This is a genomic window from Mesorhizobium waitakense (assembly GCF_056431085.1).
The window spans coordinates 1-10,051 of sequence record NZ_JBWKME010000075.1; the positions used below are offsets into that span (position 1 = coordinate 1).

The window sequence follows — 10,051 nt, forward strand, 5'->3', positions numbered from 1 at the left end:
CGTTCCGGGTTTTTGAGAGCGAGAACCGATGAGGCGGGCGCGTATCCATCCTCCGATGTGCAGGAGCCAATCCCTCTGCCACAGCCAGCCACGGGCTCGTCGAGCCAAAAAACGTCTATGGGGGGCACCGTACGCGTCAGCACGAACTTGCGCGCAACTAGGACGGCAATGCGTCGGTACAGCGAAGCCGCTGACGACGAGATTGGCCAGGTTATCACCACTCTAAGCGTCGGTCCCGATGCCGATGCTCCTTCCGTCGCCACCCCAGTGCTCATAAACACTCCCGGCGTTGGCTACTACAGAAAAAATCAATTCGAATATTGGAAAGCCCGCTTCTGGCCCGAACACGATTTATCTACTCCAGCAATCACTGCCCGTCAGCATTCTGCGGGCATTTCCATAAGAATGTAGCAAGCGCTTGAGATCGCCACAAGAAATCAAAAAAGAGGAGGAACAGAACATGACAATCTCTAGACGTAACTTGATCAAGGCAGGCATGGCCGCTGGAGCGGCATTATCGATGCCATCGATCCTTCGGGCGCAGACATCACCAGATGACGCTCGGACGGTGCGGATGGTGATGCCGGACCTCACGGTCTTCGATCCTATTCTGTCGAGGACTAGCGTCACACGCATGCATGGCTTGGCGATTTACGACACGCTGTTCGAACTCGACTCCAAGCTTGAGCGGCAGCCGCAAATGGTGCGGAAGTGGGACGTTTCCGAGGACAAGACGACCTATACGTTCCAACTCCGCGAAGGCCTAACCTTCCATGATGGCAGCCCAGTCACTGCAGCGGACTGTGTGGCCTCGATACGACGCTGGAGCCAGGTGGACGCGGGTGGAAAATTGATCATGGCCAGGGCCAAGGATATCTCGAAAAAGGACGATAAAACCTTCGCAATCACTCTTAAGGAGCCATTGGGGATACTACTTGATACGCTAGTGGAGGGGAATTACCTCGCCATCATGCGGGAGAAAGATGCAGATCGTCCCGCTACCGAGCAGGTGACCTCGAACGTCGGATCCGGGCCGTTCAAGTTTAATGAGGCTCTAGCCAAGCCTGGCGCAAGCTTCACCTATGACCGAAATGAACAATATGTACCCCGCCAGGAACCGCCCGACGGGTTCGCTGGCGGAAAGGTAGCCAAGGTAGATCGAGCGGTCTGGCAAGTTATTTCCGATCAACAGACTGCTTTAGCCGCCTTGCAGGCCGGTGAGACTGACCTCCTCTTGGATCCACCCGCCGATCTTTACCCGGTGATCGAAAGCGATCCCAATCTGGAACTCCAGGTGCTAAACAAGAGGGGCAGTACAATGTTCGTGCGCATGAATTTTCTGCAGCCGCCGTTTAACAATGTTAAAGCGCGCCGGGCGATGCTTTACCTGATCGACCAGGAGGCCTTCTTGCGCGTCATGTACCCCGACGCGAGATACACCGAAACAGAGTTTTCGATATTTGGAAACAGTCCCCTCTATTCCAATGACGAGAATACGGGATGGTACAAGAAGGGCGGCGACCCGGAAAGAGCCAAACAGCTCTTACAGGAAGCCGGATATGCCGCGGAGAAAATTGTCATCCTCCAATCCACGGACTGGCCGGAGGCCAGCAATGCCTCGCAGCTTTTGGCGGATTTGCTGCGCAAGATCGGGGGCAACGCCGAACTTGCGCCGATGTCTTTTAGTGAGCTTAGCAAGCGTCGCGCGAATAAGGGCTCACTGGAGGATGGCGGGTGGAACATCTTCTTCTCTGATTACTCTGGAGCCAGCCCGATCAGCAATCCCTTCTTGCTCGCAAATGGGGAGCATGCGTGGTGGGGCTGGCCGAAGGACGACGAATACGAGGCGCTCCGGGCCAAATGGGCAGATGTCGAAACACTCAAAGAGCGTCAGGCGCTCGCCCGCAAGATGCAAGGGATATGGTGGGACTTCGTCGGCAGCGTTCTGCTGGGGCGCGCTGTCCTGCCAAGTGCCCACCGCAAGGCGCTTACCGGCCTCATCGATATCCCCATAGGCGACGGTTTTGCGATGTGGAACATGCAGAAAGCCTCCGCGTAATGGGTGCCTACATCCTCCGCAGATTGTTTCGACCATCGCTGTCATGGCGATGGTTGGGATCTTCATCTTCCTGCTTCTCAGGCTGGCGCCTGGCGACCCGGCTGCGGTCATGGCCGGACGGAACGCGAGGAGGATTCCGACCATCATGGGGCAGGGTACCGAGCCCGGCTTGTCGCTCAGGCCAATGTGAGCGGCCCCATGGGTCGCTATGTTGCAGACGTGGCGATGCTGCTCGCGACGATGGCCGGGCAGGGCCCAAGCGCACCACTGGCGATCGACGAAGACCCGGAAGTCTTCACGCAGACACTTGACCGCGACTTTCGCGGCACCCGGATCGCCTATGTCGGCGACTGGGACGGTTACCTCGCCACCGAGCCGGGCGTACTCGAGCTGGTCGAGTCCTCGTTTGGTGCATTCGAGCGGTTGGGCTGCACAGTAGAGTGGGTACTACCGCAACATGACCCCGCCAAGATCTGGCATCTGTTCCTGGTATGGCGCTGGTGGGGCATGACTAAGTGCCTCGCCCTTAGACGACCCGGAAACACGCAAGCTGATGAAGCCCGAACTGATCTGGGAGATCGAGCACGGCCTGAAGATGTCGCCGAGGCCGCCGAAGCCCGGGTCGCCTGGTACCAGGCGATGACGGCGATGTTCCATCAGTACGACTACATGCTTGCCCCACCCGCGCAAGTGTTCCCATTCGACAAGACCATCCACTGGCCGTCATCGATCGCCCGCCGCGAGATGGATACCTACCGCTGGATGGAAACCGTCGCACCCTGGTCAGTGACCGGGCACCCAGTGGCCTCGATGCCGGTCGGTTTCGACGGCCGCGGGCCCCCGATGGGCGTGCAGATTATCGGCCGGCATCACGGCGATCGGGCCGTCCTGCAGCTCGCGCAGGCCTACGAGAAGCAGACCAACTGGGTTGAGCGAGTCCTGCCACCCGGGTTGCGCCAGAACTGACGGATCAAGGGAATTCGCGAAAGGCTTCGAAGGATATTGCCAAGTTGTGTGAAGCGAGTTGCGCGAGAGTGGTTGGTCGCGGATTGATCCTACAGATCAGCCGCAAGGGGCGATGGTCTGACCAGTGCAGAACTCTTGATCCATTCGCTTGCGGCACGATCCCGGCGGCGCTGGTTAACGGACCGAAATGTAGAGAAACCACACGATGAACGGAGATTGCTATGACCGATACCCCTACCAACGAAACCATCCGGCTGGCCGGCCTCGAGGCCGAGGCCGAGATCCGTATTGACCGCTGGGGCATTCCGCATATCAGGGCGGCGAGCGAACGGGACCTGTTCCTGGTGCAGGGGTTCAACGCCGCTCGTGACCGGCTCTGGCAGCTCGATCTGTGGCGCAAGCGTGGTCTCGGCCTCCTCGCAACGGATTTCGGCCCCGGCTACCTGGCCCAAGACCATGCCGCCCGGCATTTCCTTTACCGCGGCGACATGGGGCCGGAATGGACAGCCTACGCGCCGGATACGGAAGCGATCTGCACGGCATTTGCCGCCGGTATCAATGCCTATGTCGCGCTCTGCGAAGCCGAGCCCGATCGCCTGCCGCCGGAATTTGCTCTGTTCGGCACGAAGCCAGCCCCATGGCAGTCTTCCGATGTTGTCCGCGTCCGCACCCACGCGCTGAACGGCAACGGGCTATCGGAGATCCTGCGAGCCAACATCATGGTTCTGGCTGATGCCGAGACGGATCTGCTGCGCTGCGAGATCAACCCGCCTGTCCGACCGAAGGGGGCCGCAGGCATTTCGCTGGCCGATATTCCGCTTGCCGCAACGCGCCTCTACAAGCTCGCGACCGCGCCGGTCACCTTCGACAAGGACCGTCTTGCGGCAACCTTGGATCATATCTGGAAGTGGACTGAGGTGACCGATCTCGGCGATGTCGTCCAGGCAAAGATGGAGGAGGGCTCCAACAACTGGGCCGTCCATGGCTCCCGAACCGAAAGCGGCCGGCCGATCCTGGCGAGCGATCCGCACCGCAGGCATGCCGTGCCCTCGCTACGTTACCTCGTGCACTTGGAAGCGCCGGGCCTCAATGTTACAGGCGCTGGCGAGCCGACCGCGCCGGGCGTCTCCCTCGGCCACAATGGGAAGATCGCCTTCGGTCTCACAATCTTCGGGGCAGACCAGGAGGACATATACGTCTACGAGACGAAGGGCGGCGATCCAGATACCTACCGCTATGGCGATCTGTGGGAGAAGATTGTCCGCATCGAAGAGGCCTTTCCGGTCAAGGGCTTTGCCGACCAGACGCTGACGCTCTCCTTCACCCGACACGGTCCGATCCTCTACGAGAATTCAGAAAAGCGGCTCGTGATCGCTATACGCTCCGTCTGGCTGTCGCCGGGCGCGGCCGCCTATCTCGGCAGCCTGTCCTACATGCGCAGCAACTCGGTGAAAGGTTTTTCCGAAACGCTTTCCCATTGGGGCACGCCTTCGGTAAACCATGTCAGTGCCGATTTGGAGGGCAATATCGGCTGGTTCACGGCCGGTTTCACGCCTGTCCGTCGCAACTGGGAAGGGCTCTTGCCCGTGCCCGGCCACGGCAGCCATGAATGGGACGGTTTCCTGCCTGCCGATCAGCTTCCGCGCAAGTACAATCCGACCGAGGGCTTTGTGGCTACGGCCAACGAGATGAACCTGCCGGCAGACCGCGATCCGAAAGCTCCGTCGATTGCCCATGAATGGGCGGAAGTGAGCCGCGCCCGGCGCATCAGGTCTGTCCTCGCCAGCGATCCCAAACACACGCTGAAAGCGTCAATGGCGTTGCAGACGGACGTATACTCCCGGCCGGCTGCCATCATCTCCGGCGTGCTTGAAAAAGTCGGCCGGCAACCTTTGGACGATGTCCAGCAAAAAGCACTCGATCTGCTCAGGAATTGGGACCACCGGCTTGAAGCAACAAGCCCCGCCGCGGCGCTGTTCGAAGTCTGGTGGATGAAGCACCTCCGCCCGGCGCTTCTCGCAAGGTTCGTCCCGAACCCGACGGTGCTTCAGTTGCTGCTACCGGGCGATGTCGACCGGATCCTCTCCCTTCTGGTCGAGCCCGGGCTCCGATGGGCCGAGGCCGAACGCGACGACATGCTGCTTTCGACGCTCTCACTTGGTTTTGCCGATTGCGGCGCGCGGCTCGGCGCCGATCCGTTCGCCTGGCAATGGGGCATTTTGCACCAGGCGATTTTCGAGCATGCTGCCAGCCGCATCAGGCCGGAGAATGTCACGGAGTGGAATGTCGGTGCGCTCCCGCTCGGCGGCAGCCGTTCGACACCCATGATGGCCGGCTACCGGATGAACGATTTCGGTGTCAACATAGGGGCGTCCGTCCGACTCGTCATGGATGTCGGCAACTGGGACAACAGCGTCTGCATCAACGCGCCCGGCCAGTCCGGCGACCCGCGCTCGGTCCATTACGGCGATCTCGCCGAAACGTGGTCCAAAGGTGAATACGTGCCGCTCGTCTACAGCAAAAAGCGCGTTGAGGAAGAGACCGTCCGCCGCATCGCCCTCCTGCCGGGTTGAGCGAAGTTCAAGCGACAGCGAAAGCATTCCCGTCGGGCGTGGCTGGTTAACGCCACAGCGGTGCGGCAGCATGCGCTGAGAACGGCCACCCGGCTCGAACGCGAACTGACGGAGGAACGGGTTTCCTTCATGGCCTAATCGGCCCGAAGCTGAGATTTTGGCCAAGTTGGGAAACATTTGACGAACATCAGGGCTTGCTTCAAGTTTGTAGCAGCATGGCAACGTTTTCGGCGGTGAATTTGAAGCCCCGGCGGTCGGGAACCCGTTCGGCGGAGATGGGATATCTGGGTCGCTTGGGATCGATGCCGGTGATCCGGAACCGTTCGCTTCCGGCGCTGAATTCGCGCCCGAAGTCTGAGGGAGCCAGCCCGTACCGCTCGGCTAGAATCTCGAACATATCCTTTTCGAGATTGAATGCTGTGCCGTCGGAGGCGGGAATGCTGACGCTGAACACCGGTTCGAAGGCAAACCCGGAGTCTAGGCTTCGCCATCCGGCGCTTTCGATGGCCAGCCCGTGATCCGCGGCGATCTTTTGGCAGGCTTCGAGCATGCGGGCTTGGATCCGCTCGCAAGCTACAGGCGTCAGCCGGATGATGCGGTTTCCTTTGCTCAATCTGGTTCGCCTTTCCGTACCTGGTAGACGGTTCCGCGCGAGATGCCGAGAGCACGAGCGATCTGTGTCGGGCCGTGGCCCTGTTTCAGTCGGCGCATGATTTCGGCACGGTCGATCTTTGGCGGCCGGCCTTTGTAGATGCCGCGCTTCCTGGCGGCGGCAATGCCCTCGGCCTGCCGTTCGCGCCGTAGATTGGTCTCGAATTCGGCAAAAACGCCGAGCATGTCAAAGAAGGCTTTGCCGGTGGCGGTCGAGGTGTCGACAGGCTGCTCGGTCGCGGACAGATGCGCGCCCTTGGCTTTCAGCCGGTCCACGATCACTTGCAGATCGCGCAAGGAGCGCGCCAAGCGATCGATGCGGGTGACGACGAGCGTCTCGCCGGCATGGATGAAGTCGAGAATGATGGTGAGCTGCGGGCGACCTTCCAGCGAGGCGCCGCTCTTCTGTTCCTCGCGAATGACCTCGCAGCCGGCGGTCTTGAGTGCGGCGAGTTGCGCGGCAAGATTCTGGTCGGTAGTGGAGGTGCGCGCGTATCCGATACGAGTCATGCGAACCGTTCATTTTGGGTGTGCCAAGGCATGAATTCGTTCAATATCTCAAATCGGACCCAAAATAAACATGGCTGTGCGGCTGGAACGTGTTCACTTGCGTTGTGCTGGCTGGGTATACCCAAATTAGAACGCGCCCATCGGTTCCGGGCTGTCAGTTACGCCGCCGTCGTGGCTTCAGCTTTCTGGTAACCGCCGCCAGCCACGCGATTGCGCCGGGCGTGGCCTGCCAAGCCTGGCCGTTTTCCTCAACGTAGTCAGCTGCCTCATCCTCGCCGCCCAAGGTGATATAGCCGTTGATGGAAGCAACCAGTGGCTGCTTGCCGAACAGGACGCCAGGCACATGGCTGTTCGCGAGCCAAGCCTCCTCCGCAAGCTTCCCGGCACCCGGATCGCTTTCACGAAAGGCAAGAAGGGCGCGCGTGTAGAGCCATGCAGCAGCGCAATCGTCTTCGTACTGTTTGAGAAGCTTCCTCAGGGCCTTGATATCGTCGCGCGCCAGCAAATGCCCGGCCAGCGCATAGCGGATGCCCTGATTGTCATTCGGATTGAGCTCGAGCATCGCCTGACAATGGTCGATGGCCTCCTGATGCTGACCAAGCCGCCAGAGTAACGCGGCAAGACCTGCCCGTGCCCGCATGTAGGGGCGCGTCTCGAGAAAACCCCAGAAGTGACCGGCATATTCCTCAAACCCGTCCGGTCCGAGCGCCTCTTCACCCGCCGCGACGCCCTTCTGGTAGTAGACCAGCACTTCCTCGACAGACCCCGCCTCTTCTTCCGCCAACAGCACATAGGCGTCGGCGCACAACGGCGAGACTTTAAGCGCCTTCCTGGCCAGCGCGATACGCTTGCTGCGACTGGTCGCTTCCCAAGCTTCGTACATGATGTCTTGCGCGGCAGCCGTCGGGTCGCTCCCACGCTGTCCGCCGAAAAGACCTGCCATCAACCCCTCCATGCCGCGCCGGTCCGGCATCGGAGGCAGAGCATCGTCATTTTCCGGCTTCTTGGATTTCGCCATTGCCTTCTTTCGGGGCTTCTTCGATACAGGCATTTCAACATCCCCTTCGATGGGTCACGCCGCTTGTTTCTGCTCAAAATCGATCCGGCGATCCAGATCGAGGTCGAAGCGGCCATAAGGATTGACATGGCCGTAGATCAGCGGCGTCAGGCCCCGATAGTCCTCCGGCGTCAGCCGCGCTGACCACTTCGGCTCGCTCAACACCGACTGCATCATGCGCGTGTTCACATAGACCAGCGACGCCTGCAGCAGATGCAGGGCCAGCACCGATATCTCCTGCTCATCGGGCCGGTTGGAGGCGATTTCGCCACCCTTGCCGAAGAAGACGAAGCTGTTGGCGCTGTTCCAGTTCTCGACCACATTCAGGCCTTCGTGGATTTCCCGGCGGAATTTCTCGTGGCGCAAATACCGGCAAAGGAAGATCGTCTTGATCGCCCGGCCGAGTTCGGCGAGTGCCTTGTAGGTCGGGTGCATCACCTCGGCGCGGGCGAAGCGGCGCAGGATCGCTTCGGGATCGGCCAACCCGCTGTGCATGGCAGCCGCATATTTGACCATCTCGTCATACTGCTGCTCGATCTCCTCCCAGTTGATGACGTTGGAAAGAATGGGAAGCAGATTGGGCAATTCAGCGCGCAGGCCTGGATGCGGCAGCGCCAGCTTCTGCCGGGCGATCGCCTTCAGGCGTGGCGCCAGCTCGAACCCGAGCAGGCGGCAAAAAGCAAAGCCGACGACGCTCTGGCCATGGCTGTCGACATATTGGCGCTGGATCTCCATGTCGGTGCAGTGTCGCAGCACGCCCTTGATCATCGCGGCGACCTCCGAAGACGAACAGCGCTTGAGCTGCGAGAAGATGCAGGTCGAACCCTTCTCGACATGCCAGTAGATCATCACGCCGCGACCGCCATAGCGGACATGCCATTCCGTCATCAGGTTGCCGTCCCAAGCGCCGAACTTCTTGGAATCCGACGCGCAGGCCGTGCCGGCTTCGCCCCAGATGGCGGTGTTGCGGATCGCCAGCGTTGCATTGGCAACGCGCCCGCAAGCCGCTTCGAGCGCGCCCCGGTGGAGGAAGCGCCGGCCGACGTGAAGCAGTTCCTCGTAGCTGACATCCGGGCATCCGGCCGCGACGCGCTTCAGGCCGGCATTCGTGCCCAGCCCGTAGAGACACAGGATCAGGCGCCGGTCGAGCGCACCGCGCGAAAGCGCCACACGGGAAGCCGACGTTTCAAAGGCGTCCAGAAAGCCGGTGTCGAGCGCCGTCTCCTTCAACACATCCAGCAGTTCCGTCATTGGCCAACGCCGGCCGATCTCGGCCTTGACCGATCGCAGGCCTTGCGGTTCCGGCAGCGGCTGGAACGGCGTGATCGAGATGCGGTTCTCGCCGCGCCAGAGAATGCGTACCTTGTCGTTGCGGGGGAGTTCGGCATTCAGCAGCCGCAATTCCCGCTCAAGCTCGGCCTGGATTTTGCGGGTGAACGCTCGCGCATCCGACGTCAGGTTGAGCGCGTCGTAGTAGGCCGCCCGTCGGCTCTCGAAATCCTTGGGCAGATCGTCGTCCGGATTTCGATAGCGGTCCGCCCCGACCACCCAGATTTCCTTGGCCCGGATGCGGTCGCGCAGCTGGCTGAGGACGCAAAGCTCATAGCTGATCCGGTTGATGCGCCCGTCCTTTCCGATGATCGCGCTGCGCCATTTCGGCGGAATGACCCCTTCGATCGGCACCCCGTTCCGCGGCACAACTCGGCATCGGGTTTCGAAGGCCCGCCTGATCCAGTCTAACGCCCCAAGCACGGGCCGATGAACGGCATTGTTCGAACGAAACTCCAGAACCGAAAGAAGCTTCGGCAGGATTCTTCGATAGTGACCGGCATAGGACCCACGCATAACCTGGTAGATGCGCCGTTCGAGCGTGCCCTTCGCACGATGCTCCTTGACGATCGCCGCAAGCTTTTCCTTGCCCGCTACCGGAAAGATCACATCGCAGACCCGGCCACCCGGCGCCTCGATCGCGGCACCCGCGATATCGACCAGCAGCCGCTCCTTGCCATAAACCTTCTCGATGTCACGCGCGATGCCGGCCACCACCTTGCGCTTCGAACGCGCCCCGATCTTGTGGATGGTCTCCACCAGCAGGTCGATCATGCCGTCGATGATCTGTGCTTCCCGCATCATCAGGAAAACGGTATAGAGGCCTAGTTGCCGCCTCGGGGCGTGGCGGCGCATCTCGGAGGCTTTTTCGGCGCCTACCCGCCGAACGATCTGATCGATCCAGGT

The 10,051-nt window shown here is 60.8% G+C and carries 7 protein-coding genes and 1 pseudogene; 4 read left to right on the forward strand and 4 right to left on the reverse strand.

What is annotated here, in order from left to right; translation table 11 throughout:
• Positions 1–460: 460 nt before the first annotated feature.
• From AC07FD_RS17255 to AC07FD_RS17270, 4 genes and pseudogenes are all read left to right on the forward strand, one after another.
• Positions 461–2,059: an ABC transporter substrate-binding protein gene (locus AC07FD_RS17255; protein ID WP_478350822.1), complete on the forward strand. Its 1,599-nt coding sequence runs from the start codon at positions 461–463 to the stop codon at positions 2,057–2,059.
• A pseudogene (locus AC07FD_RS17260) lies at positions 2,059–2,186 on the forward strand (ABC transporter permease); the annotation flags it as partial. The gene AC07FD_RS17255 and the pseudogene AC07FD_RS17260, both read left to right, overlap by 1 nt.
• A 59-nt stretch (positions 2,187–2,245) precedes the next feature.
• A complete protein-coding gene (locus tag AC07FD_RS17265; RefSeq protein ID WP_478350823.1) occupies positions 2,246–3,025 on the forward strand; it encodes an amidase family protein in 780 nt (259 codons plus the stop codon).
• 221 nt (positions 3,026–3,246) lie between these two features.
• Positions 3,247–5,598 (forward strand): penicillin acylase family protein, encoded by a 2,352-nt coding sequence (locus tag AC07FD_RS17270; protein WP_478350824.1) that lies wholly within the window; start codon positions 3,247–3,249, stop codon positions 5,596–5,598.
• A 199-nt stretch (positions 5,599–5,797) separates the two neighbouring features.
• On the opposite strand, the gene AC07FD_RS17275 is transcribed toward AC07FD_RS17270, so the two are convergent.
• The 4 genes from AC07FD_RS17275 to AC07FD_RS17290 form a co-directional block, all read right to left on the reverse strand.
• On the reverse strand, positions 5,798–6,211 hold the full coding sequence (locus AC07FD_RS17275; RefSeq protein ID WP_120018633.1) for a hypothetical protein: 414 nt from the start codon (positions 6,209–6,211) through the stop codon (positions 5,798–5,800).
• Positions 6,208–6,759, reverse strand: a complete 552-nt coding sequence (locus tag AC07FD_RS17280; RefSeq protein WP_120018632.1) for a recombinase family protein — start codon at positions 6,757–6,759, stop codon at positions 6,208–6,210. Before AC07FD_RS17280 ends, AC07FD_RS17275 begins: the two co-directional genes overlap by 4 nt.
• A 154-nt stretch (positions 6,760–6,913) precedes the next feature.
• Entirely contained in the window at positions 6,914–7,777 is an 864-nt protein-coding gene (locus tag AC07FD_RS17285) for a tetratricopeptide repeat protein (RefSeq protein WP_208646533.1), read from the reverse strand.
• 54 nt (positions 7,778–7,831) lie between these two features.
• The coding region (locus AC07FD_RS17290; protein ID WP_478350825.1) for a Tn3 family transposase at positions 7,832–10,051 on the reverse strand (2,220 nt) is incomplete at its 5' end.

Excerpts from the sequence above, each read along its gene's own strand:
- AC07FD_RS17270 (WP_478350824.1), top strand. The coding sequence starts at position 3,247 with ATGACCGATACCCCTACCAACGAAACCATCCGGCTGGCCGGCCTCGAG.
- AC07FD_RS17280 (WP_120018632.1), bottom strand. The coding sequence starts at position 6,759 with ATGACTCGTATCGGATACGCGCGCACCTCCACTACCGACCAGAATCTT.
- AC07FD_RS17285 (WP_208646533.1), bottom strand. The coding sequence starts at position 7,777 with ATGGCGAAATCCAAGAAGCCGGAAAATGACGATGCTCTGCCTCCGATG.
- AC07FD_RS17255 (WP_478350822.1), top strand. The coding sequence starts at position 461 with ATGACAATCTCTAGACGTAACTTGATCAAGGCAGGCATGGCCGCTGGA.